The following is a 23247-nucleotide window of genomic DNA, read 5'->3' on the forward strand; positions in this document are numbered from 1 at the left end:
ATGAATCGAGTACGAATCGGTATCGTAGGGATCGGCAATATGGGAACGGCGCACGCCCGTTATGTTTCGGGAGGCGAGATCAACGGCGCCGAGCTGGCCGCCGTGTGCGACATTAGCGCCGACCGGCTGCGCTGGGCGAAGGAGCAGTTCGGCGAGGCGCTGCATACGTTCGAGTCGGTGGACGCGATGCTGGACTCGGGAACGGTCGACGCCATTCTGATCTGCAACTTGCATTTCGACCATCCTTCTACGGCGATGAAAGCGTTCGCCCGCGGCATCCACGTCCTGTGCGAGAAGCCGGCCGGCGTCTATACGAAGCAAGTGCGGGAGATGAACGAAGCGGCAGCGGCCAGCGGCGTCAAGTTCGCGATGATGTTTAACCAGCGGACGATTCCATTGTACAAGAAGCTCAAAGATCTGATCGATAGCGGCGAGCTCGGGGAAATCCGCCGTACGAACTGGATCATTACGAACTGGTATCGTTCCCAAAGCTACTACGATTCCGGCAAATGGCGGGCGACGTGGGCCGGCGAAGGCGGCGGCGTCCTCCTTAACCAGTGTCCGCACCAGCTCGACCTGTGGCAGTGGACGGTCGGCATGCTGCCGTCGAGAGTCCGCGCGTTTTGCTCGTTCGGCAAATACCGCGATATCGAGGTGGAAGACGAAGTAACCGCCTATGTCGAATATCCGAACGGGGCGACGGGCGTATTCATTACGACGACGGCGGAAGCGCCGGGTACGAACCGGCTGGAAGTGACCGGAGAGCGCGGCAAAATCGTCATTGAGGACGGCAAGCTGACCTTCTGGCGTCTGCGCGTATCGGAGCCGGAGTTCAACCAGACGTTCAAGGGCGCATTCGGCCAGCCGGAATGCTGGAAATGTGATGTGCCGGTATCCACCGATTCAAAGGCGCACAAGGCGATCACCCAAAACTGGGTCGATTCGATCCGCACCGGCGTGAATCTGATCGCCCCCGGCGAGGAAGGCATCCGCGGCCTCACGCTGTCGAACGCGATGTACTTGTCCGCATGGACCGACGGCTGGGTCGAGCTGCCGCTTGACGAGGACCGGTTCCACGAGCTGCTGCAGGAGCGGATCGCGACTTCGCGCTACCAATCGAATACGTAAGGAGAGGGGACGTTCCCGGGTTTGAATCCGGCGGACGTCTTTTTTTTGAGTTGCTGCTTCTGCGTTTCAGATTTCTGTGTGTCCTGGCAGGAATGTGAATCAGGAAAGGGCTGCGGCTAGCGCTGTTTCGGAGCTTGGATAACCGATGCGCCCTTTTGCCCGGGAGCGTACAGTGGTACAATCGATATCAGACAAAGCCAGAGGAAGGTGGGTCTCCTGTGACAACGACGATAGCTTGGATATCCGCGCATCCGGACGATGAGACGTTCACGAGCGCTTGTACGATTATGGAAGCCGTCCGCCGCGGGGTTCGGCCCATGCTGCTGTGTGCTACCGACGGGGACGCGGGCAAGAGCGGCTATCTTCCGCCGATGACGAGACAGGAGCTGGCGGAGAAGCGGGAAATCGAACTCCGCGAGTCTTGCGAAATAATGGGGATAACATCCATCGATTTGCTCAGGCATCCGGACGGGAAACTGTCGCAAGTTCCGAGAGAACGGCTGGTCGCCGAAATCGTCGATTATATCGGGAAAACCGGGGCGGAGGTCGTGCTGACGTTCGGCGAAGACGGAATGTCCGGCCATGCCGATCATATTGCCCTTCATCATGCAGTTCGCGAAGCGGTTGTCGGCGGAAAGTGTCCGTCGGTCAAAAAGCTGTACTATTATTACAACTGGCTGATCCAGGCCCCGCTTCGTCCGCCTACCGTTACCGTGGACGTATCGCCGGACTGGAAAAACAAAGCGAAAGCGCTGCTCGCTCACGAATCGCAACTGCTCTCGGTAGAGAGAGTGTTCGGCGACGTGCGCAATCCGGGCGACGTGCCGCCGGAGCCGATCGCGCTGGAACGGTTCGTGCTAGCCTGGAAAGACGGAGTCGAATTTCCGGAGGTCCAGGAGAGCTTTCTGACAGACGGGTTGTCGTAACGCTCGTATGTAACGCCAATGAAAGGTTCACAATCATGGGGAAGGTGCGAAACCGGAAGATGGACAAATGGTATGAGCAAAGCTTCGGAGACGATTACTTGATCGTGTACAAGCATCGCGACACGGCCGGAGCGTATGAAGAAGTGAAATCGATGATCGATTGGCTCGAACTGCCGGAGGGCTCCTCCGTGCTCGATCTATGCTGCGGAATGGGGAGACATTCGATGGCGCTGGCCGATTTCGGCTACCGGGTGACGGGGGTCGACCTGTCGGGCGTCTTGCTGGATGTAGCCCGCGAGCGCGACGATAGCGGCCGGGTCGAATGGCTGCAAGGGGATATGCGCAACGTGCCGGCTGACGGCCCGTTCGACGCCGTCGTGAATTTGTTCACCTCGTTCGGTTACTTCGACGACGACCGCGAGAACGTGAAGGTGCTTCAGGAAATAAGCCGGCTGTTGAAGCCGGCCGGCCGGTTTATTATCGATTTTATGAATGCGGCTTACGTGGTGCGGAATCTGGTCCCATTCTCAAGCAGGCAGGAGGGGGATTGGCTTATCGAGGAGAGACGTTCCGTTGAAGACGGATTTATCCGCAAACGGATCGTCATCCGCGAGCCGGGCCAACCGGAAAGGCATTACGACGAGCAGGTCAAAGGTTACGGGCTGGAGCAGTTTCAACGGATGGCTGAGGCTGCGGGGCTGCGCATCGACCGCGTCTACGGCGCGTATGACGGCGGCGCGTATGACGAGACCTGTTCGCCGAGACTCATCATGACAGGCACGAAGGAAGGAAAAAAATCGTGATCAAACCGGTACATATTCTGGATGATTCGCTCGTTCAAGTGAAAGTGCCCCTGCCGTTTCCGCTGCGGTGGGTGAACAGCTATGTGGTCCGGTCCCGTTCCGGCTGGACGGTGATCGATCCCGGCCTGCATACACCGGAGGCAGAGACGCTGTGGGGTCAAGTGATGACCGAGCTCGATCTATCTCCGTCGGCGCTCGAGAAAATCGTCTTGACGCACCATCATCCCGACCATTACGGTTTGAGCGGCTGGTTCCAGCAACTGACGAGCGCTCCTGTGCACATATCGGGTACCGGAAAAGCGCAGACGGCCGCATTGTGGGGCGAAGGGGAGACGATTAGCGTCACCCTGCTCGACTTGTTCCGCCGGCACGGGATGGAGGAAGCGACGCTGGAGCAGATGAAGGATCATATGACGGGCTTCATCTCGCAAGTGTCTCCGCAGCCGGAATTAACCGTCATCAGGGCGGACGAGCTGTACCGGATCGGAGACCGGCTGTACCGGCCGATCGTGACGCCGGGCCACGCCGCGGGACATTTGATTTTCCACGACGAAGAGCGGGCGCGCGTTTTTTGCGGGGATCACGTATTGCCCCAGATTACGCCGAATGTGAGCTACATCCCGGGCTTTGACGAGAATCCGCTCCGTTCGTACCTGGACAGTCTGGAGGAGGTAAGCCGGCTGGAGGCGGAACTGGCGTATCCCGGCCACCGGGAGCCGTTTCGCACGTTCGGGACGAGGGCGCTGGAGATCGTGCGCCACCACGAGGACCGTCTGGAAGCGATGGAACAGAAGCTGGCCGAGCCGCATACGTCCTATGCGCTGTGCAGAGCGTTGTTCGGCGACCGGCTGTCGATCCACCAGCTCCGGTTCGCATTGTCCGAGACGATCGCCCACCTGTTGTATTTGCGGGACGCGGGGCGGGTACGCGAGCTGGAGAGAGACGGGTTGATCTGGTACGGGCGATGAGCCCGGGGGGCGGATGGCTCAGCTCGTTGACAGAAGCTAGTTATTCCTGTACACTAACTTACATAAAGTAAGTTACTTCCGGGAAAGAGGTGTTGTACATGGTACCTTCGTTATTTTTAGCTCACGGTTCGCCGATGCTGGCGATTGAACAGACGGATTACACCCGGTTTTTGTCCGGGCTTGCCGGACGTTACAAGCCGAAGGCGATCGTCATTTTTACCGCTCACTGGGAACGCCCGGTTACGACGGTATCGGTTTCGGACGACGTGTACGAGACGATTTACGATTTCGGCGGATTTCCGGATGAGCTGTACCAGATCCAATACCCGGCGCGCGGGTCTTCCATCGTCGGATCGATGGTGCTGGACCGGTTAAGCAAGCACGGCATTCAGGCTGCAGCGGATCAATCGCGCGGTCTCGACCACGGATCGTGGACGCTGCTGCATCGGATGTACCCGGACGCCGCTATTCCGGTCGTCCAGGTGTCGGTGAATCCGTACACTCCGCCTCGCGAACAGTATGCGATCGGGGAAGCGCTGCGCGGACTTGGAGACGAGGACATCCTCGTCATCGGCAGCGGCGTAACGGTGCACAATCTGCGGATGGTGCTGTGGGGCCAAAAAACGCCGGAGCCTTGGGCGGTCGAATTCGACGATTGGCTGCTTGCACAGATGGAGCGGGGCGACCTGCAGGCGCTGTTCGACTACGAGAAGCTGGCCCCCCACGCCCGGCAAGCCGTACCGCGCGCGGAACACTTCGTACCGCTGTACATTGCGATGGGCAGCGGCGATCCGTCCCGCAAGCCGGAGGTCATACATCGCAGCTACGACTTCGGCACGCTTAGCTATTTGTGTTTGCAGTTTTGAGGCGAAAAAAGAGCGTCCAACCTCCCGGAAGCGGGAAGGAAGGGCGCTCTTTTCCGTGGGGTAGTGAACGAAGGCGGACACCGGTCTCGCAGTCACCGTCCGTCGTTCATCCCCCGTCGACCAGTTCGTCGGTTTCCCGTTCCGCCTGCATCCGGTGGGCGATCCGGCTGCTGGCCGCGGCGGCGATCGCCCCGACGATATCGTCGAGAAACGTGTGGACGTCCTTGCCGTTTTTCTCGTTCAGCCGTTTCAGGATGCCCGGCTTCATCTTGTCGATATAACCGAAATTCGTATAGCCGATGCTCCCGTACACGTTAACGATCGACAGCGACAAAATCTCATCGCACCCGTACAACCCTTCGTCGTTAAAGATCATTTCCTGCAGCGCGGGGAGCAGCTTGCCTTCTTCGGCCAGCACGTCGAGCTGGATGCCGGTTAATATCGCGTTTTGCACCTCCCGTTTGGAAAGCACGCGATCTACCGATTCCAGACATTCCTCCAGCGTTAAGCCGGGGAAATAATCTTTCTGGAGAAACAGCACCAGCTCTCCGATTTCCCGTTTGTCCACGCCTCTCTGGCGCAGCCATTCCGCCGTCGTTTCCGCCACTTTGCGGCTGTTCAAGCTGTAAGTCAACGTTATCCCTCCGTATCGTGCTCATATGGCCACTTTTACATTGTTGCCCAACGTTTCCCGTTTCATGAGACCCGAATGGCCCGTACCCGCAATTGGACAAAAACTGGTCATGAAATTTCCGGGAGCTCGTATACATAGTAGTACGAGATCAAAAAGTCCGGTTATCAGCACCGAGAAGATGGGATGAAGCTAGGAAATGAGGAGCGGAGCGTAGTGGCAGCTACGTGAGCACCGGAAGTTCTGGCTGAATCCCATATTCGATGTCGAGTAGGCCTTCCTGATCTGCATCGTGATCAAAAGTGGACTTTTTGAACAACCTCTAGTAGTACAAGGACAAAGAGGAGGATTCCATATGAGACGAACAAAATGGACGACATGGGTCGCCGTCGCCGGTGTTACCGTTCTCTTGACGTCAGGCTGCTCGCTGCTGAAGTCGAAGGAAAGCCAGCCGATCGATCCGCCGCAGAGCGCGACCGGTACCGGGGGAGCGGCAGAGACGCCGAATGTTACATCGCTTCCTGTGAATGGAGGCGTGCAGCAGAAAGGTGTTGCGGTTACTTTGTATATGAAAGACAGGAACAATTTCGTCGCTCCGGTAACGGTTCAGGTTCCTACGACCGACGCGGTCGCCCGCAAAACGCTCGAGTATATGGTGGACGGCGCGGGCATCGGAGTCGTACCGGCCGGATTCACAGGGCTGCTGCCCAAGGGGACCACGGTCAAAGGGCTCGATATCAATCCGGAAACCAAGGTAGCGACGGTCGATTTCTCCAAGGAATTTACCACTTATAGCGCAGTTGACGAAAGGAAACTGCTGGAAGCGGTCACTTGGGCGCTAACCGGTTATTCGAACGTACAGGAAGTGCGGATCTGGGTGGAGGGCAAGGAGCTGAAACAGATGCCGCTCGGCGGCCTGCCGATCAATGGCGCTTTAAGCCGGGCGATGGGGATCAACGTGGAGCGTGCGGAAGGCGCCGAGTTCGGGCAGTCTACGCCGGTAACGCTGTATTTCCTCGGGCAAATGGATAATCAGGAACCTTACTATGTGCCGGTGACGCGGATGGTGAAGCTTACCGACGACAAGGCGAAAGCGACGCTGGAGCAGCTGATCGCCGGTCCGTTGCAGAAATCCGCTTTATCCTCGGTTATGGCATCTACGGTCGAGCTTCCCAAAATCGAGTCCAAGGACGGCATCATTACGGTCAACTTTACCGACACGCTGCTTGGTCCGGACCGGAAAGCTCCCGGAGAAGCGCTGCAATCGGTCGTCTTGTCCTTGACCGAAGCGGCCGGGGATGCTAAGGTACAAATTAAAGTGAACGACGACGTCAAAGTCACGACGACCGACAACCAGAACTACAGTAAGCCGGTTTCCCGGCCAAACGGCGTCAACGCGCTCAAGATGTAGCTACCGGTCCCCCGGGCAGGCGTAAGCGAAGCCGCGACAGCTTCCGCCTTGTCCGCGGGGATCGTTTGTATTCTTGGTTTCTTTTCAAAGCGGTATTTGGTAAAATGAGGTAGTCTTTGCGGCGAAAGTGCCGGCGGACTTTAACGAATGCTATAGCGGGAAATAGATTAGACAGGGGTGCAAGACATGAGAGGCGACGGAAGACAATACGATGAGACGCGAGCGGTAAAGATTACGCCGAATTATATCAAGCACGCGGAAGGCTCCGTTCTGATCGAAGTGGGCGATACGAAGGTGATCTGTACGGCGACGATCGAGGAGAAGGTGCCGCCGTTTATGAAAGGACAGGGCCGAGGCTGGATCACGGCCGAGTATTCGATGCTGCCGAGGGCGACGCAAGTGCGCAACCAGCGCGAATCGGCCAAGGGTAAGGTCGGCGGACGGACGATGGAGATTCAGCGTCTGATCGGCCGTGCGCTCCGCTCGGTCATTAATCTGGAGGCGCTCGGGGAACGCACGATTATGCTCGACTGCGACGTTATTCAGGCAGACGGGGGGACGCGGACAACTTCGATTACAGGTTCGTTCGTGGCGCTGTGCTATGCGATCCATAAGCTGATGCAGAACCAGAAGCTGAGCAAATCGCCGATTACCGACTACCTTGCTTCGGTCAGTGTAGGGATCGTCAAAAACCGGACATGCCTCGATCTGAATTATGAAGAGGATTCGCAGGCGAAGGTTGATATGAACGTCGTGATGACCGGACAGGGCAAATTTGTCGAGGTGCAGGGAACGGGTGAGGATTCGCCGTTTTCGCGCGATGAGCTGAACGAGCTGCTGGCCGCAGCCGAGACGGGCATCCAGGCGATGATAACGAAGCAAAAGGAGACGCTTGGGCCGATCGTCTCCGTCGTGGGGGCTGAAGCGAATGCGGGCTCTAAATAAAGAGATCGTCGTCGCGACCCGGAATAGCGGGAAAACGCGGGAATTCGCCAGTTTGTTTGAACCGCTGGGCATTCAGGTGCGCAGTCTGAACGATTTTCCGGATGCCCCGGATATCGTGGAGGACGGAGAGACGTTCGAGGCGAATGCGCGCAAAAAGGCCAAAGTCATCTCCGAAGCGTTCGGCCTGCCGGTTCTCGCCGACGATTCGGGATTGTGCGTCGATGCGCTGAACGGCGCTCCCGGCGTATACTCGGCGCGTTATGCCGGAGAAGGCGCGGCGGATAGCGACAATAACGCTAAGCTGCTGCAAGAGCTGAACCGGCTTGTGGAAGAAGGCGCGATCGTGCCGGAGCCAGCTTCCGTCGCCGGCGAAGAAGTCCGGCTGTTGAGTCCGGCGCGGTTCGTCTGCGTACTGGCGCTGTACGACCCGGATGCCCCTGAGCAAACGGTGGAGGGCGAATGCGCCGGCGTCATTGTGGACAGGCCGCTCGGCGAGGGCGGCTTTGGGTACGATCCGCTTTTCTATGTGCCGGGTGCCGGTCAGACGATGAGCCAGATGCCGATGGAAGCCAAAAACGGGATCAGCCACCGTGCTGCCGCGCTGCGCAAGCTGCAGGAGCTGCTGAAGGGGTAATACCGTATCGCGAACGCGAAAAAAATCGTTTCCGGCAAGCTGTGCCCGATGCACAGTTGCTCGGATCAGTAGGGCGGAACTCCCTGACCGTTTTGGCGGTCAGGGAGTTTGATCGTATGGAGCGGAGCAGGCTCGCGCTCAGGGCTCGGTCCGGCGCCGGCAGCAGGAAGCCGGCCTTTTGGCGGCGACGTGTAAGCCACAAAAGGAAGGCTGCGGCTCGCTGTCAGCGGCAGCGGGCTCCGCGGGGCAACCGCTTTGACAAATAAAAGCGGTTTGTATCTCTTATTAGGCCGATCATGGCCTGCTGCTGGTGATTAAGGGAGGTTTGTACCTCTTATTTCCAGCGAAACAGGTGAAAGTACGGCTCAACGAGCATTTTACGAGCTGCAAACCGCTCTTATTTTCGCTTCGAACCCCATTTTCGCCAAAATAACGGGTACAAATCGCTCTTAAACGCGCGGCCCCGGCATCCCGACTCTCCCTCGTCACTTTGCACCCTACCCCCGGTACCTGGCAACCCCGTCAACCCCGTCAACCCCGTCAACCCCGTCAACCCCGTCAACCCCGTCAACCCCGTCAACCCCGGCATCCCGAACCCCCGCACGCCACACGCCGCAACTCTCACCCCGGTAATCCCGCACTTCGCACCTCGCATCCGCACCCTGAACCCGGCAAACCCGCACGACGTCTCCGGCCGCCGGTATTCCCGCACGCCGTAACGAACCCGGCAAACCTGTACGCTGCGCCCTCCCCTCACACGACCGCATCTAGCACCCGGCAAACCCGCACGCTGCACCCGGCATCCGTCCCCCTGCACCCATATACCCAATGATCGGACAAACACTGCGCTTTACGGAAGCGGCGGAAGTGTTAGGTTTCCAGGCCCCCTCCTCACGTATGTGACTGGATAAGACTCGCAATGTGAAATGACACTTCCTTCTTTTATCTAAAAAATGGGGGTAAAAAGGTTTATTAATTTCGTATTAAGAAATTAATTGTTGTAATTTGAATGTGTATTGTTATATGCGTTTTGTTCAACTATAATGAGTCTGAAAGTGTCATCAGACTCACAAGGGGAGGCTCGGAAGATGGGAGAGTTTGCGCTGAGTAGCAAGTTTTCGGGGGTTCATGTTGCGATGAACTCCCCTGTTATGACGAGTTTGGGGAGATTGACGAAGCGGCGGTCAAACGTCTGACCCGTTTTTTAATCGATAAAGGCGTTCAAGGCGTATATGTCGGCGGCGGAACGGGTGAAGGGCTGCTGCAGACGGTAGAGGAGCGCAAAAGGGTACTGGAGGCCGTTGCGGCCGAGAATGGCGGACGTATTACCGTTACCGCCCATACCGGGGCGATGACGACGAAGGACAGTGCCGAGCTGGCGCGCCATGCCGAGCGGGCGGGGGCCGACGCGATTTCGTCCGTGCCTCCGTTTTATTATGCCTACACCGAGCAGGCGGTGAAGGATTACTGGCTGGAAGCGATAAACAGTGCGGATCTGCCTTTTCTGATTTATCATATCCCGGGTGCGACCGGGTTTCAGGTGACGCCGCGGTTGGTCCGCGACCTTCGGGAGGCTGCCCCGGATCGGCTGGTCGGGATGAAAGTGACCGTGTTCAGCACGTACGAGCTGCAGCAGTTCAAGGCAAGCGGCGGCGACGAGTTCATCGTGATGAACGGCCCGGATCAGCAATATTTGGCCGGACGCGTCATGGGCGCCGACGGAGGGATCGGGGGACGTACGGCGTGATGCCGGAGCTGTTTCTGCGGATCGAATCGCACATCCGCCAAGGCCGTCTTTTGGACGCTCAGCGCTGGCAGTTCCGGGTGAACGGAATCATTGCCGATATGCGCGAACTCGGCTTGTTCGGCGCGATCAAGCAGTTGATCCGGCTGCGCGGAATCGAATGCGGGGAGCCCAGACGCCCGCTGCCATCATTACCGGCTTCGAAGAGCGGAGAGGCGACCCGGATGTACGAGACGATTATGCGATATGTCGCCGAAGCGGAAGTCGAGGCCGCTTGCGAAGCCGAAGCTGCAGTCGGGCGGTCTAATACGATCGCGGCCGGAGGCGCCCAGTCATGAAGCGGCCTGTTTGCAAGTCCGTTCGCGGCGCCTTGTGGAACCGGGAGGTGTGCTCGAGCACACAGAGAAGAGGAGGACGAGGCGTGGAAGGGGTAACGGAGAAGCGGCTTCGTTCCGGATGTTTGCTTCGGATCTATCGGTTCGGCGGGGAGGGCAACGACTGGTGCGAAGAGCACCGGAGCCGGAAACATCCCGAACCGCACTAGTGGAACGGGATGTTTTCTTTAGATGGGCACTCATCGTCTCCTCGGCCACATGATTGAAGCGTTCGTTCCGACTGTGCCTCTTCGATCGGCGTTACGCCATTCACCGGACTAAAGCAGAACAGGGGCTTTTCCTTGTCGAGCCGGCCAGAGTCGCAAGTGGGAGACGCATGCGCTGGGGGGAGACGCACAGCCGCAGGACATTCAGGCGATCACCTGCTGTCTCGCGGCGGATTTTATACCGGACGGTGACTTTACAATCGACAAGCCAAACGATTATGAGTTTTGCGCTCGTTTAAGCCGGATTTTTGGCTGGACAAGCTGGTGAGCTGGACTGGTGTTTACCCGCATACACTTCAGCCGAGGCGGTTCATCCTCTTTCCCGACGGGGAGCATTTTTAACTACCGCCGTGTGTTGGACCGGTCTCATTTCCCCCTGAGACGTGTATTCTGCCCAACTCATTCACTTTCCGTGTCTATTCCTCTGGTCTCGACCTTCATAATATCCATGAATGCAACTTTTGTAGTTTCACCATTCTTTTGGATGTGCACTTTACCAGTACGAGAGTCCATATTTTCAATTCGACCACGAACAGGCAGTTCCATACCCCAAACCGTCAATAACACTTCTGAACTTTCAGACTTCGCTTCGATTAATTGGTTCGCGAGCTCTTCCAACACAAACTCATCCCGAGTTGGGCGTTTTGCATCGTATTTCTTTTTTGGCTTCGGAACTCCAGTCAATCCAGACACCCCCACAAGAACATTTGTAGCAATTCTACCATTTTCGGAACTATAGAGAAAACGTAAATCCTTATTCGTCGGCTTTTTCCGGTTCATAACGGGGTCAGACCATCACTAATTCTACCAAAAGGTGAATGACAGATGTCGTTTGGGTGTTTTCCACATCTGCAAAGAATGGCCGGGACTGTCAAGTTCATGTTCCCAAATCGTAATATTTAAAGCAATCATTGCATGCATTCAAATGCCATTGAAATCTTTCGTTCAAGTGAGATTTCTTTATGTGAAGGGAGTTTAGCTTTTTGCGTCGTTCCAGCTCCACCTATTCAATGGTCCTGATGCCAGACATGAGAATAAAGACCTCAACCTCAGCCTCAGCCGCTTTACAGTGGAATTGGAGATCTTTTCATATTAATGATCATTCAAATCACTTTGCATCTTACAACGGTTGGTTATAAAATGGATATATATCATTTGCAATTAAATTGTATAATGTGCAATCCGAGGGAGGGATTTAACTCTGAAACCCGAAGCATCTACAGCGATGCTTACCCAAAGCGTCACGCGGGCTTTGGCGATTTTATCGTGCTTCTCCGACAGCGAGCCGGAATTAAGAGTAATCGATTTTTCCAAAAAGCTGAACTTGACCCAGAGCAACGTATCGAGGCTGCTCACTACGATGGTGTCGATCGGTTACGTCGTGCGCAACGAGCAGACCGGCTATTATTCGCTCGGACCGGAGATCGTCACGCTTGGCGGCATTGCGTTTAATCATTATGAGATCCGCAAGCAGGCGCTGCCGAAGCTGTACGAAATCGAGCGGAAAACCGGCATCGACGCCAACCTGGCGATCCTCGACAACGGGACCGTCTTTTATTTGGCCCATGTCGACAGCTACGACTCCCCGCGCATGTATACGTTTGTCGGCCGGCGCAATCCGCTTCACTGTACGGCGATCGGCAAGGCGCGCTTGCTTTTCTTCCCGAGGAAGAGGCGCGTCAGCTGCTTGGCGAAGCCCCGCTGGCCCGGTATACCGAGAAAACGATCGTTCAGATCGACGACGCCGTCGCTGCGCTGGGGGATATCCGCAAGTCGGGGTATGCGGTGGAGATGGAGGAGCTGGCGCTCGGCCGGGCTTGCATCGCCGCTCCCGTGCTGGACCGGACAGGCAGAGTGGCCGCCGGCATCAGTATATCCGCACCGCTGTCCATGAAGCTGAACGAGCGGCTGGACGAGCTGTCCGCCCTGTTGATCGAGATGGCGGGACGGATCTCGATGAAGATGGGACACGTCCCGATGGGCACGATGCGGCTGTAAGCTGCGGAGCACGTAATTGCGAAACCGAGATCGCCTTGTCCGGATGTAAGTTCCGGCGGGAGCGGTCTTTTTTTTGGTTGAACCGGGCGATGCGGTAAAAGCCGGCTTCTCCGGATCGGTGAGGCAACCGGAAGGAAGGAGCGGCCCGCTGCCGGGATCGAACAATGCGATAAAGCTTGTTCGCATTTGTATTCGTATTCGTACTCGCATTCGTATTCGCATTCGTACTCGTATTCTCATCCCGCTTCGGGAGAATTTGTTGTGCCTCCGAAGAATATTCCGTGCCCGTTCAGGAATGCTCCGATTCGTAAAACGCTTGTCCGGCCAAGGGAGGCGGGAAAAAGCCGCAAATGAATATAGACGGAAACGGCCGCCCTCCGGTAACGTTGGGACATAACCTTCATCTTGGCGAAAGCGGGTGGACAACGATGCCAGGGCTGCCGGCGCAAGCGGTGTCCGGGAACACGAAGACGGCGTACGGCATGCGGCTCCTTCGCGATCTGAGACGGGACCGGTGGCTCTATATGCTGCTCGTTCCCGGGGTGCTGTATTTTCTTCTCTTTAAGTACGTCCCGATGTTCGGCGTGCTGATTGCCTTCCAGGATTACCAGCCGTTCTCCGGCGTGGCGGGCAGCAGATGGGTCGGCTTCAAACATTTCGAGACGTTTTTTACCGATCCGTGGTTTTGGAAGCTGTTCCGCAATACGATTTTGCTTGCGCTATACAATTTGCTGTTTTTTTTCCCGCTGCCGATTCTGTTTGCGCTGATGCTGAACGAAGTGCGGCAGGAACTGTTCAAGCGGACAGTGCAGACGATCGTATATATTCCACACTTTATCTCATGGGTCGTCGTTGTCGGCATCGTGTACGTATTATTGTCGGCCGAAGGGGGGCTGGTCAACGAACTGCTCGCATCGGTGGGTCTGGAGAAAATCCATTTTTTGATGCGGACGGACTGGTTCCGTTCGCTCATTACGTCCCAGGTCGTCTGGAAGGAAACCGGCTGGGGCACGATCATTTTTCTGGCCGCTCTGGCCGGGGTCGACCCCCAGCTGTACGAAGCCGCCCGCATCGACGGGGCGAACCGCTGGCAGCAGCTATGGAACATTACGCTGCCGGCGCTGAAGACGACGATCGTCATCTTGCTGATTTTGCGGCTCGGTCATTTTCTCGATAGCGGGTTCGAGCAAATTTTCCTGATGCTTCATTCCATCAACCGCGACGTCGGGGAAGTGTTCGATACTTACGTCTACACGGTCGGCGTGCAGCAAGGGCAGTTCAGCTACAGCACGGCGGTAGGGCTGTTCAAGTCCGTGGTCGGCCTGATCCTCGTCATGGCTGCGAACAAGCTGGCCAAACGAATGGGGGAGGAAGGGGTGTACTGAGATGATTCGCAACCGCGCCGTGCTGAGCCGCTTGTTCGATGTTGTGAATGTCGCTGTCCTCACTTTGTTCGCCTTGTCTACGCTGGCTCCGTTTCTTTATGTGCTGGCCGGCTCGTTTGCCACATCGGAGGAACTGCTTGTCAAGAAGCTTATAGTGATTCCGGACACGTTATCGATTGCCGCATACCGGTACATTTTCTCGACGCCGATCATATTCAACAGCTTGCTTGTAACGATGTTTATCACCGTCGTCGGCACTGCGATCAATCTCGCATTTACCGCCACGATGGCGTATCCGCTGTCCAGAACGGCTTTGCGCGGGCGGAGCTGGCTGATGCTGATGATTATTTTCACCCTGCTGTTCGGCGGCGGCATGATTCCGACGTTTCTCGTCATCAAGGCGCTCGGCCTGCTGGATACGTACTGGTCGCTATGGCTTCCCGGGGCGATCAGCGCCTTCAGCGTCATCCTGCTGAAAAACTTTTTCCAGCAGCTTCCGGAGGGGATCGAGGAATCGGCTAAAATCGACGGCTGCAACGATCTGCAAATTTTGTGCAAAATCGTCGTGCCATTATCGATGCCGGCGATCGCCACGTTCGCCCTGTTTTATGCGGTCGGCCACTGGAATTCCTTTTTTACCGCCATCCTGTACATTAACGATGTGAACAAATGGCCGATCCAGGTATGGCTCAGACAAATCGTCATTTTGTCCACGGGCGGGTTTGCAGACTCGAACGCGGCAGCGGAGACGGCCGCGCTCGTCCCTCCGCAAAGCGTCAAATTTGCGGTGATTGTCGTTGCGATCGTACCGGTGCTTATCGTTTATCCGTTCTTGCAGAAGCATTTTGCCAAAGGGGTAATGCTCGGCTCGGTCAAAGGCTAGACCGCAAACCGGCGGGAGATCCGGTCCGAGTCGTACAGAAAGGGGATGTATCTCCGATGAAAGGCAGACAAAAACGTTCCCGCACCAGAGCCGCCGCCTCGCTGCTGGTCGCGGCCGGCCTGTCCGCTGCGCTGCTCGCCGGCTGCGGGAGCGGTTCGGCCCCGGCGCCGGGTGCGGAGGCCGGGGGAGCGGGCGAGCCGTTCAGGATGACGATGATGTCGCCGTTTTACAACGCTCAGCCGCCGGCCGCCAACGAATCGAATCCGGCGTTTCAGGCGCTCCAGGAGCTGACGAACACGAAGCTGCAAGTGACGTACGTACCTTCGGCCACGTACGAGGATAAGCTGAACGTCACGCTGGCATCCGGCAACCTGCCGCAGGCGATCGTCGTGCTGAACGCCAAAAGCTCCACGATTTTAAATGCGGCGCGGGCGGGGGCATTTTGGGAGATCGGCCCGTACATCGCGGATTATCCGAATCTGAAATCGTATTGGAACGACACGATTGCGTTTCATACGTCCATCGACGGTAAAACGTACGGCATTTTCCGGGCGAGACCGTTCGTGCGCACGGGCTTCATTTACCGCAAGGACTGGCTCGACAAGCTCGGGCTCCAGCCTCCGCGAACCGTGCAGGACATCTACGACATCGCCAAGGCGTTCACGCTCGGCGATCCGGACGGCAACGGCAAACACGACACGTTCGGCCTGACGACGACCAGCGACAATATCGACGCGATGGTGCGTATGTTCGGAATTGCCCAAGGCGGCGTGAACGGCTGGGGCGTCCGCGACGGGAAACCGGTTGCGATGCATATGACGCCCGAGTACGGGGAAGCGGTCAGCCTGCTGCGCAACATGTACGCGGAGAAGCTGATCAACCCGGATTACGTCACTTTGAAAGGGCTGAAGCTGTACGACGGCTTCAATCTGGGCAAGGCGGGCATGTACGTCGGCGTGCTGGACGACGCCTACAACCGGCATCCCGATCTGTACAAGCTGTTTCCGGAGGCGAAGCTCGATTTCGTGCTGACGCTGGAAGGGAAGGGCGGGGCGAAAACGATGGCGTTCCCGGGTCACGCGGGGATGATCATGTTTCCGAAAAGCAGCATCAAAACCGAGCAGGAACTGCGCAAAGCGCTCGCCTACTTCGATAAAGCGCTGGATTCGAAAGTGCTGATGCTGGCGGCCTGGGGCGTCGAGGGTGTTCATTACAAGCTGGAGAACGGCATTCCGGTCTACATCAACGAGCAGCTGTTCAAGGATCAGGCGGCGGAGCTGGCTCATTTGCGCGTACAGCCGGCGGTCGTGGAGTGGCCTTCCGATCACGAGATGGTCAAGAAATACAAGCGGCTGTGGAAAGAAAACGAGAAAAACGGGGTTGCGAGCGTAATTGAATCGTTTATCCCGCCCCAGGAGCTGATCAACAAGGAAGCGAGCATGGGGAATGTCATCACCGACGCGAGGGACAAATATATTCTCGGTCAAATCGACGAAGCGGCGTTCCGCGCGGCCGGCGAACAATGGAAGAAACGCGTCGGCGACGATCTGTCGAAAGAAATCGCCTCCTTCCTGGAGAGGGCGAAGCAGAAATAATAGAGAAACCGGCCGGGCCGACTGGCCGGGGCGCTTTACCCGGGACCGGAGACTGCAAGCGGAGAGAAACCTGCCGTCAATCGCCAAGGAGGATGGTAGGAATGAACAAGGACAATCGGCCGGCAGCAGCCGGGATGGACAAGGCAATGAGCCGGCGCAAGCTGCTCGTCTCGATGGGAGCGGCCGGCGCGCTGGCCGCCGGATCGTGGATGTCGGGCGGCGTCGCGGAGGCCGCTTCGCGGGACAATGCGGCCGACTTGCTGGAGAGCGTGTTTGGCAGAGGCAACGTACCGGAGGGGCTGCTGACGAATGTGAACAGGAAGCTGGCGGAGCTGTTTCCGATGGTGAACGTCAAATGGTTCGGGGCGCTCGGCAACGGCGTCAAGGACGACACGCAGGCGATCCAGCAGGCGATCAATTTCGCGAATACGGCTGCGGAGAAGCCGATCGTTTTTTTTCCGGCGGGGACGTATATCGTGTCGCCTACGCGAACGACGCGGATCGTGCTGCACAGCGGCATCCGCCTGACGGGCAGCCACGCCGCGGTGATCCGGGTGAAGAACGATGCCGGCGATTACGAGACGATCTTCGGGCCGGCGACGAACAATACGTATATCGAAAACGTGTCGATCAGCAACTTGACGATCGATCAGAACGCGAGCAACAATACGACCTGCAACGTTACTGTCGCGGACAACGGCTCCAGACAATACGCCATTGCGATCTACCGGTTCCAGCACGTTATTGTAGACAATGTCCGCTTCGTCTCCATTTGCGGAATCAATGCCGTTACGCTTAATGGGGACGGCTCCAAGTTCGCGGTCGTACGCGACTGCTTCTTCCGGTTCGTGCGCGCCCGGGGCCAGGCCAACTATGACAATTCCGCCGTTTATTTCAATTGCGAAAACCACGCCGCGCTCGGCAACGTTTTCCTGGCGGAAATCGCCGAAAAAGCATATGGCGCGATCGAGACGCACAACGGCCTGGCCGTCATTGCGAACAATGTGAGCGAAGGATACGTAACGGGCGTCAACGTCGTCAGCCAAAGCCAAAATACGGCCGTTACGCGGGACAATTCGGACATTACCGTAACCGGCAATACATTCAGCAAAGCCGCGCACGGCGTCCGTCTCTGGTCGATAACCGACAAGACGCTGCACAATGTCAACATTACGAACAATACGATCTCGCTGGCCAACGCCGAGCATGCGGAGCGGGAATGCAGCGGCGTAAGCACCGTACTCGACCTGTCGCCGAACCGGGTGCTCGACGGCGATTACGACACGCTGCTCGTGGCGGGCAATACGATCAAGTTCCAGATGGAGCCGGTCCAGCGGGCGACGCTCATCGATTCGGTCAATTATGCGATCGGCATCACGCCTAGAGGCAATATGGCCAATGTGCTCGTCTCCCATAACGTGATTACGAACGCGCCGGTCGCCGGCATCAAGGTCGGGCTGCACAATCAGCCGAACCGGTTCGTCAATATCGCGGTGCGCGACAATGTGATCGCGAACTCCGGCATATACCAGCACGGCATCCGCGATTATTGCGCCGCCGTATTCCTCGTCGGCAACCTGGAGCGGGTCAGTGTCGTCGGCAATCATATCTCCGACACGTTCGATACGATGCAGGGCCATCAGTCGTTTTATACGTTCGGTACGGCGATGAAGGAGGTGACGATCCGCGACAATACGGTCTGGAGCAAGCAGGGCGGCTATCGCTCCAGCATCCAGTCGCCCGGCATCGATACCGGGGACAAGCATGTCATCCGTTACGTGGACAGCGTCCCTCTTACTTCGGAAAAACTTACGGTCGCCGCGGGCGATACGATCGTCCCGGACGGGCCGCCCGCTCCGGATTCGTTTTACGGGTACCGGGCGACGACCGGCGGTACGTTCGGGACGCTGACGGGAGTAACCGGCACGGTCGCTTCCGGCACAGCCGGCTTGACGGTGAACAATGCGAGCCTGCTGCGCGTCGGCGACGTGCTGGCGATCGCGGGCGCTCCGGCTTCGTACGAAATCGTGTACATCAAGGGATCGGTCGTAGTGCTGCGGACGCCGGTGCCGGTGTCGCTGACGAACGCGGCGGTTTCGTTCCATCCTCCGGCGCTGCTGCCCTTCGGCAAATACGAAGCGTTGCAGGCGTAACCGCGGATATATGTCATTTTTGCGAGCGCTCAGGCTGCGGCCTGGCGCTTGCGTGTTATAATGACAAGTAACAACCGTGTATCCGGAGGTCGTAAGCGCCCGTGAGAAAAAAGCGTTCATCCCGGTTTTTAGTTCGTCTGATCGCGTTCAGCCTGCTGCTCGTAACGGTGCCGGTCACCGTTATGGGGATATTTTCCTACTACAAGGCGTCGGATATGCTGCAGCAGCGCGTCCGCGACAGCAACGGCCAGCTTCTTCTGCAGATTGAATCGAAGGTCGAACAGGTGCTGCGCATGACCGATGCGTCAGCCGTACAATATACCGGGCTTCCGCTCGTAACCGAAGCGCTGGACGTCAGCTTGTCGCCGCACGATTTCAAAATCGTGAACAATCTGCTTACCGGCATGAACCAGCTGCAAGCTCACGAATGGGGCATTCACGATATCAAGCTGATCGACCTGAACCATAACTGGATGATCGACGCTGGAGGACTGTCGCGGTTCGACCGGTTGGCCGACCCATGGGCCGAGTATGCCGCCGACCCGCAGACGTCGTATTGGATCGACGAGGGAGAGCGGATTCGCCTGGTCAAAAAAATTCCGGTGTATGCCCAATCACCGCAAGGGCTGCTTACGATCGCCATCCCCGTATACGAATTCGAGAAGCTGATCGGGCAGATCCGCTTCGGCGGCACGGTCCTGGTGCTCGACAAGAAGGGCAAGGTGCTGGCGGGAGGCGACCGGTCGGCGCACGGCCGGCCTTTCGAGACGCTCCCCTTCGGCCGCCTGCTGAGCCCGCTCGCCGGAGAGCAGGACGAAGGCCACTATACGAGCGGCACGCCGGACGGCGAAGTCGAGGTGACGTACCGGACTTCGCCGTATAACGGCTGGACGTATATATCCGTAGTGCCGATCGGCGAAATGTCGAGATTGTCGAAGCAGATCGGCTTGTTCACGGTGGCGCTTTGCGGTTCGGTGGCGCTGGCGGCGTTCGCGCTGGCGTATTGGGGCCTGGGGAAAATGTATTCCCCGATCCGCAGGCTCGTCCAGAGCGCCTCCGGACCGGCGGCCGGCGGACAGACGGAGGGAGCGGGGGCGGAGGACGAATGGGAGCTGATCGGCTCCAGGCTGTCCGGCTTGATGAGCGCCCAATCCGAGCTGTTTCAGCAGCTGCAGGGCCAGTCGAGGCAGTTGAAAGAATTTTTCGTGCTGAAGCTGCTCCAGAACGAGCCGGGACCGGACGAGCTTAAGGAGAAGCTCGCTTTGTTCGAGCATGCGCGGACGTGGACGTCGTATATTGTGCTCGTCCTGCAGATCGATTCCTACGACCGTTCGCGATACGGAGACAACGACCGCGATCTGATCATGTTTGCGATTAACAATATGGTGACCGACCTCATACCGGCGAAAACGAGACTGCTGCCCGTCGTATCGGATCGTTCGCAGATTACGATCGTCGGCTGCGAAGCGGGCGACGAGGCGCTACTGAAGCGACAGACCTACGAGCTGGCGCTTGGCATTCAGCAGGAAGTGAAGCGTTACTTGCGTGTTAAGACGAGCATCGGCATCAGCCGCAGGCACGAGCAGCTCGGCTGCGCCCGGACCGCATTCAAGGAGGCGGCGGAGGCGCTCAAGTACCGGATGAAGCTTGGCGACGAGGCCGTGTTGTTTATCGAGGAAGCGGAGCCGGAACCGGACCGCAGGCTCCGCTTCAACTATCCGGCGCAGCTGGAGCAGGCGGTCGTCGATGTGGTCAAGATGGCCGACCGGGAGCGGATCGGACCGGCGCTCGCCGAGTTCGGGAGGGCCGTGTTCGCCAACGACTGGACGCATCACGATTATTCCATGTCATACGTCAGGCTGCTGACCGAGCTGCTGCGCGTCGTGCAGGATGGCGGAGGGGCGGAGGCGGAGCGGCTGCCGGGTCCGGAAGGGCGCTCGCCGTTCCATGAGCTGCTTGGGCTGCGCACGGCGGCGGAGATCGAGCAATGGCTGCTGCAGGCCGTCATCGAGCCGGCCATCATAACGTTCGAACAGCAGCGCAAAACCCGCTACAGAAGCATCTCCCGCGAAGTGATCGCAATGATCGAGAACGAATGCGACATGGAGCTGACGCTGGAGTCGTGCGCGAGCCGGATGAATTACAGCAGCAGCTATATCGCCAAAGTGTTCCGCCGCGAGACCGGAATGAGCTTCAGCGATTACGTCATGCAGGTCAGGCTGCAGACGGCGAAGCGCTGGCTCGCCGAGACGGAGATGAAAGTGGCGGAAATCGCCGACAAGCTGAAATACAACAGCTCGGCCAACTTTATCCGTTATTTCCGCAAAGCCGAAGGCGTAACGCCCGGACAATACCGGGAAGACTGCCGGTCGCGGAAGTGAACCGGCAAACAGACAAAAGGAAGAGGGCGGTCGAAGGCTCTCTTCCTTTTTCGTATGGCTGTTCTTTTGCGAATTCTGTTCCTTTCCTGCGCAGAAAGCTGCACCGGAACTCAGCGGATCGACACCTTGTATTCGCGCAGCCAGGCATCGATTTGGCTGATATAAGCGAACAGCTGCGGGCCGGACATCAATTGGCCGAACCAGGGCAGATCCATCGTCGCCGTCTCCGGAGCGGCCAGACGGCGGAGATGATCGGTGTCGAGAAACTGCAGCACAGGCGAGGAAGGGTCGTTCAAGATTTGCTGCACCCGGCTGCGGGTCGCCGCCAGGTAGTTCGGGTTGTGTGTTTTCGGATACGGGCTTTTTTTGCGGGTCAGCACGTCGTCGGGCAAGAGGCCTTTAAGCGCCTTGCGTAAAATCCCTTTCTCGCGGTCGCCCGCCGACTTGATTTCCCACGGGACGTTCCACATGTATTCCACCAGCCGGTGATCGCAGAAGGGGACGCGTACTTCGAGGCCGACAGCCATGCTCATCCGGTCTTTGCGGTCGAGCAGAGTCGGCATGAACCGGGTAATATTCAAGTACGACATCTCTCTCATCCGGCGGGCCGTATCTTCCTCACCGGCGAGACGGGGCACTTCTTCGAGCGCCTGCCGGTACCGCTGATCCAAATAGTCGCGGGGCCGCAGCCAGTCGGCCGTTTCATCCGACAGCAGCCCGGTGCGGATGCCGGCGGACAGCGACCACGGGAACGTATCCGCATTGAGCGATTCCTCGCGGTGGAACCACGGATAACCGCCGAATATTTCGTCGGCGGCTTCGCCCGAGATGGCGACCGTCGCGCCTTTTTTGATCTCCCGGCAAAATAAATAAAGCGATCCGTCCACATCGGTCATCCCGGGCAGATCGCGCGCCCGAAGCGCATCCTCCAGCGACTCTACAAGCTCCGGCGTATCGAAGGTCACGTCATGGTGCCGGGTTCCCAGATGCCGGACCATCCGTTGAATCCACGGGGCGTCGGAGTTCGGCTGGAATACATTTGCCTTGAAATGTTTGTCGTTGTCGACATAATCGACCGAATACGTGTCCACGATCCCTTGACCGGTCCGGTTATAATACTCGGCAGCGATCGCCGTCAAGGCGCTGGAGTCGAGACCGCCGGACAGGAGCGTGCATACCGGCACATCGGATATAAGCTGACGCTCCACCGTGTCGATCAGCAGTTCGCGAATGTGCGAGGCTGTCGTCTCGACATCTTCCCCGTGAGGTTTGCTCTCCAGCTTCCAGTACGTTCTGGCCGAGATGCCGCTGCGCTCCACAGTCATGCACTGGCCGGGCTTCAGCTCCGCCATATGTTTGTAGATGCCGTGTCCGGGCGTTCGCGCCGGGCCGATGATGAACAGCTCCGCGAGCCCTTCGCGGTCGACCTCCGCGGGGAAATCGGGGTGCGCAAGAATCGCCTTGGGCTCCGAGCCGAACAGCAGCATACCATCCCGCACGGCGTAAAAAAGCGGCTTCACGCCGAGCCGGTCCCGGGCCAGAAAAAGCGTCTGTTCCGTATCGTTCCATACGGCGAAGGCGAAAATGCCGTTCAGCCGGTCCAGGCACGCGCGCCCCCATTCGATGTACGACACCAGCAGCACTTCCGTATCGCAGTTCGTCGAGAATAAGTAGCCCCGCTGTTCCAGCTCTTTGCGAAGCTCGATCGCATTGTAGAGCTCCCCGTTATATACGATCGTATAGCCGGTGTCCCCTCTCGTCCGGGTCATCGGCTGGGCGCCGTTCTCCGGGTCCATCACGCTTAATCTGCGGTGTCCGAGCGCGCAATGCCGGGAAAGCCACGTGCCGGACGCATCCGGACCGCGAAGTGCCATCGTTTCCGTCATATTTACGAGCACGGACGGAAATTGGGTCAAGTCTTTACGCCAGTCGATCCATCCCGTTATTCCGCACATGTCCATTCATCCTCTCGCCGCTAAGGTGTGAAACTGCCGATTTCCAAAGAAAAACGTCTTGCGACGCCGAATCAGGGAGAAAAGGCCCAAAACGATACTAACAACGTATGCGGCAGCCGGGTGTTTCATGTCTGTCCATCTAACATTACTAAGCCGCTGCGCTAACCGTGAAAACAAATACGAGCTTCTTGCAGAAAATGTCCAATTTGATGTTGGGTTTCTTGAAATTGGAGCACAATA

General features: G+C 57.8%; 19 protein-coding genes and 2 pseudogenes. 17 read left to right on the plus strand and 4 right to left on the minus strand.

Annotated elements, in window-relative coordinates; translation table 11 throughout:
• The 5 genes from IDH45_RS02915 to IDH45_RS02935 all read left to right on the plus strand — a co-directional run bounded on the left by IDH45_RS02915 (position 1) and on the right by IDH45_RS02935 (position 4691).
• A complete protein-coding gene (locus IDH45_RS02915) occupies positions 1-1128 on the plus strand; it encodes a Gfo/Idh/MocA family protein (protein WP_190924486.1) in 1128 nt (375 codons plus the stop codon).
• Between the two features lie 218 nt (positions 1129-1346).
• On the plus strand, positions 1347-2054 hold the full coding sequence (locus tag IDH45_RS02920; protein ID WP_190924488.1) for a PIG-L deacetylase family protein: 708 nt from the start codon (positions 1347-1349) through the stop codon (positions 2052-2054).
• A 59-nt stretch (positions 2055-2113) separates the two neighbouring features.
• Positions 2114-2857: a class I SAM-dependent methyltransferase gene (locus tag IDH45_RS02925; RefSeq protein ID WP_190924490.1), complete on the plus strand. Its 744-nt coding sequence runs from the start codon at positions 2114-2116 to the stop codon at positions 2855-2857.
• Positions 2854-3825 (plus strand): MBL fold metallo-hydrolase, encoded by a 972-nt coding sequence (locus IDH45_RS02930; protein WP_317891133.1) that lies wholly within the window; start codon positions 2854-2856, stop codon positions 3823-3825. The genes IDH45_RS02925 and IDH45_RS02930 overlap by 4 nt, the downstream gene beginning before the upstream one ends.
• A gap of 98 nt (positions 3826-3923) precedes the next feature.
• Positions 3924-4691: a DODA-type extradiol aromatic ring-opening family dioxygenase gene (locus tag IDH45_RS02935; RefSeq protein WP_190924492.1), complete on the plus strand. Its 768-nt coding sequence runs from the start codon at positions 3924-3926 to the stop codon at positions 4689-4691.
• A gap of 106 nt (positions 4692-4797) precedes the next feature.
• Here IDH45_RS02935 and IDH45_RS02940 read toward each other — a convergent pair whose 3' ends face one another.
• Complete coding sequence (locus IDH45_RS02940) at positions 4798-5325, minus strand: phosphatidylglycerophosphatase A family protein (RefSeq protein ID WP_190924494.1); 528 nt, start codon at positions 5323-5325, stop codon at positions 4798-4800.
• Between the two features lie 352 nt (positions 5326-5677).
• Between IDH45_RS02940 and IDH45_RS02945 the strand changes: the two genes are divergently transcribed.
• The 3 genes from IDH45_RS02945 (at position 5678) to IDH45_RS02955 (ending at position 8312) form a co-directional block, all read left to right on the plus strand.
• The gene (locus IDH45_RS02945) at positions 5678-6733 is read left to right on the plus strand and encodes a GerMN domain-containing protein (RefSeq protein ID WP_190924496.1); all 1056 of its coding nucleotides are present in this window, start codon (positions 5678-5680) and stop codon (positions 6731-6733) included.
• 186 nt (positions 6734-6919) lie between these two features.
• Positions 6920-7678 carry a ribonuclease PH gene (gene rph / locus IDH45_RS02950; protein ID WP_190924498.1) on the plus strand — a complete coding sequence of 253 codons (759 nt, stop codon included), beginning with the start codon at positions 6920-6922 and terminating at the stop codon, positions 7676-7678.
• Positions 7662-8312 (plus strand): non-canonical purine NTP pyrophosphatase, encoded by a 651-nt coding sequence (locus IDH45_RS02955; RefSeq protein WP_190924500.1) that lies wholly within the window; start codon positions 7662-7664, stop codon positions 8310-8312. Before rph ends, IDH45_RS02955 begins: the two co-directional genes overlap by 17 nt.
• A gap of 497 nt (positions 8313-8809) precedes the next feature.
• Here the strand turns inward: IDH45_RS02955 and IDH45_RS02960 are convergent, their stop codons facing one another.
• The gene (locus IDH45_RS02960; RefSeq protein WP_190924502.1) at positions 8810-9043 is read right to left on the minus strand and encodes a hypothetical protein; all 234 of its coding nucleotides are present in this window, start codon (positions 9041-9043) and stop codon (positions 8810-8812) included.
• A gap of 428 nt (positions 9044-9471) precedes the next feature.
• Here IDH45_RS02960 and IDH45_RS02965 point away from each other — a divergent pair.
• The 3 genes and pseudogenes from IDH45_RS02965 to IDH45_RS34595 form a co-directional block, all read left to right on the plus strand.
• Positions 9472-10059 (plus strand): annotated as a pseudogene (locus IDH45_RS02965) (dihydrodipicolinate synthase family protein); the annotation flags it as partial.
• The gene (locus IDH45_RS02970; protein ID WP_190924504.1) at positions 10056-10394 is read left to right on the plus strand and encodes a beta/alpha barrel domain-containing protein; all 339 of its coding nucleotides are present in this window, start codon (positions 10056-10058) and stop codon (positions 10392-10394) included. The pseudogene IDH45_RS02965 and the gene IDH45_RS02970, both read left to right, overlap by 4 nt.
• 83 nt (positions 10395-10477) lie before the next feature.
• On the plus strand, positions 10478-10600 hold the full coding sequence (locus IDH45_RS34595) for a hypothetical protein (protein WP_263364760.1): 123 nt from the start codon (positions 10478-10480) through the stop codon (positions 10598-10600).
• A 456-nt stretch (positions 10601-11056) separates the two neighbouring features.
• On the opposite strand, the gene IDH45_RS02975 is transcribed toward IDH45_RS34595, so the two are convergent.
• The gene (locus tag IDH45_RS02975) at positions 11057-11341 is read right to left on the minus strand and encodes a YolD-like family protein (RefSeq protein WP_223836353.1); all 285 of its coding nucleotides are present in this window, start codon (positions 11339-11341) and stop codon (positions 11057-11059) included.
• Between the two features lie 541 nt (positions 11342-11882).
• On the opposite strand from IDH45_RS02975, the pseudogene IDH45_RS35400 reads away from it, so the two are divergent.
• The 6 genes and pseudogenes from IDH45_RS35400 (at position 11883) to IDH45_RS34905 (ending at position 21052) form a co-directional block, all read left to right on the plus strand.
• A pseudogene (locus IDH45_RS35400) lies at positions 11883-12655 on the plus strand (IclR family transcriptional regulator).
• A gap of 428 nt (positions 12656-13083) precedes the next feature.
• Positions 13084-14040, plus strand: a complete 957-nt coding sequence (locus IDH45_RS02985) for an ABC transporter permease (RefSeq protein WP_190924510.1) — start codon at positions 13084-13086, stop codon at positions 14038-14040.
• A 1-nt stretch (position 14041) separates the two neighbouring features.
• Entirely contained in the window at positions 14042-14923 is an 882-nt protein-coding gene (locus IDH45_RS02990; protein ID WP_190924511.1) for a carbohydrate ABC transporter permease, read from the plus strand.
• Positions 14924-14979: 56 nt separating this feature from the next.
• Positions 14980-16518: an extracellular solute-binding protein gene (locus IDH45_RS02995; RefSeq protein ID WP_190924513.1), complete on the plus strand. Its 1539-nt coding sequence runs from the start codon at positions 14980-14982 to the stop codon at positions 16516-16518.
• Positions 16519-16619: 101 nt separating this feature from the next.
• On the plus strand, positions 16620-18671 hold the full coding sequence (locus IDH45_RS03000; protein WP_190924515.1) for a right-handed parallel beta-helix repeat-containing protein: 2052 nt from the start codon (positions 16620-16622) through the stop codon (positions 18669-18671).
• A 101-nt stretch (positions 18672-18772) separates the two neighbouring features.
• Complete coding sequence (locus tag IDH45_RS34905) at positions 18773-21052, plus strand: helix-turn-helix domain-containing protein (protein WP_190924517.1); 2280 nt, start codon at positions 18773-18775, stop codon at positions 21050-21052.
• Between the two features lie 110 nt (positions 21053-21162).
• On the opposite strand, the gene asnB is transcribed toward IDH45_RS34905, so the two are convergent.
• Positions 21163-23007, minus strand: a complete 1845-nt coding sequence (asnB, locus tag IDH45_RS03010) for an asparagine synthase (glutamine-hydrolyzing) (RefSeq protein ID WP_190924519.1) — start codon at positions 23005-23007, stop codon at positions 21163-21165.
• Between the last annotated feature and the right edge of the window lie 240 nt (positions 23008-23247).

This window comes from Paenibacillus oceani (assembly GCF_014705615.1).
Taxonomy (GTDB): Bacteria; Bacillota; Bacilli; order Paenibacillales; family NBRC-103111; genus Paenibacillus_AB; species Paenibacillus_AB oceani.

What these genes read in the sequence shown, in the direction of transcription:
- IDH45_RS02915 (WP_190924486.1), top strand. Translation starts at nt 1, where the DNA reads ATGAATCGAGTACGAATCGGTATCGTAGGGATCGGCAATATGGGAACG.
- IDH45_RS02925 (WP_190924490.1), top strand. Translation starts at nt 2,114, where the DNA reads ATGGACAAATGGTATGAGCAAAGCTTCGGAGACGATTACTTGATCGTG.
- IDH45_RS02990 (WP_190924511.1), top strand. Translation starts at nt 14,042, where the DNA reads ATGATTCGCAACCGCGCCGTGCTGAGCCGCTTGTTCGATGTTGTGAAT.
- IDH45_RS02935 (WP_190924492.1), top strand. Translation starts at nt 3,924, where the DNA reads ATGGTACCTTCGTTATTTTTAGCTCACGGTTCGCCGATGCTGGCGATT.
- rph (WP_190924498.1), top strand. Translation starts at nt 6,920, where the DNA reads ATGAGAGGCGACGGAAGACAATACGATGAGACGCGAGCGGTAAAGATT.
- IDH45_RS03000 (WP_190924515.1), top strand. Translation starts at nt 16,620, where the DNA reads ATGAACAAGGACAATCGGCCGGCAGCAGCCGGGATGGACAAGGCAATG.
- IDH45_RS02995 (WP_190924513.1), top strand. Translation starts at nt 14,980, where the DNA reads ATGAAAGGCAGACAAAAACGTTCCCGCACCAGAGCCGCCGCCTCGCTG.
- asnB (WP_190924519.1), bottom strand. Translation starts at nt 23,007, where the DNA reads ATGTGCGGAATAACGGGATGGATCGACTGGCGTAAAGACTTGACCCAA.
- IDH45_RS02985 (WP_190924510.1), top strand. Translation starts at nt 13,084, where the DNA reads ATGCCAGGGCTGCCGGCGCAAGCGGTGTCCGGGAACACGAAGACGGCG.
- IDH45_RS02945 (WP_190924496.1), top strand. Translation starts at nt 5,678, where the DNA reads ATGAGACGAACAAAATGGACGACATGGGTCGCCGTCGCCGGTGTTACC.
- IDH45_RS02955 (WP_190924500.1), top strand. Translation starts at nt 7,662, where the DNA reads ATGCGGGCTCTAAATAAAGAGATCGTCGTCGCGACCCGGAATAGCGGG.